2 protein-coding genes are annotated in these 718 nt (G+C 61.8%); both read left to right on the forward strand.

Annotated elements, in window-relative coordinates; translation table 11 throughout:
• Positions 1–579 (forward strand): AAA family ATPase (locus X965_RS19965; RefSeq protein ID WP_371257987.1); only part of this gene is annotated, 579 nt, incomplete at its 5' end.
• Positions 561–718: AAA family ATPase (locus X965_RS19970; protein WP_371257988.1), on the forward strand; the 158-nt coding region annotated here is incomplete at its 3' end. The genes X965_RS19965 and X965_RS19970, both read left to right, overlap by 19 nt.

Consider the following 718-nt stretch of genomic DNA (forward strand, 5'->3'; position numbering starts at 1 on the left):
CTCGGCACTGACCCGCAGAATCCGGATACCTCCGTAAACCGGGCAGCAGCGCGTCTGTGGTCAGTGCCGGAGAAAGCGGTGCGGCAGGGCATTGTGTTAACGCAGGAAAATCAGGTGATGTTCTCCGTGACTGATGTGGTGGCAAAAACGCTGCCGCTGCATCCGTCCCTGACGGCGGAAAGCATCCGCCTGCAGACCGCAAAAATGGCGGCGGCCGGTGAACTGATCCCGGTGCCGGGGTCGGGAAAAAATGAGTACGTGACCGCCGCTGCGTGGGAGTCGGAAAAGCAGATTATCCGCGCCATCCTGCAGGGCAAGGGCACACAGCAGCCGTTTTTTGAGCGCGTGCCGGAGGCCATGCTGGCCGGACTGACGCCGGGGCAGCAGGCGGCGACACGGTTAATTCTGGAGAGTACCGACCGGTTTATCGCGGTTCAGGGCTATGCCGGGGTCGGGAAAACCACCCAGTTTAAGGCGGTGATGCGCAGTCTGGATTTGCTGCCGGAAGATCCCGGCCGGACGTCCGCGGTCTGGCACCGACACACCGGGCGGTGGGGGAAATGGCGGCAACCGGCGTGAAAGCGCAGACCCTGCAGTCGTTTCTGACCGATACCGCGCAGCAGCTGCGCAACGGGGAAACGCCGCGCTTTGACAATACCCTGTTCCTGATTGATGAAAGCTCCATGATTGGTAACCGCAACATGGCGGAAGTGGTGGC

The organism is Morganella sp. EGD-HP17, assembly GCF_000512315.2.
GTDB classification, from domain to species: domain Bacteria; phylum Pseudomonadota; class Gammaproteobacteria; order Enterobacterales; family Enterobacteriaceae; genus Morganella; species Morganella morganii.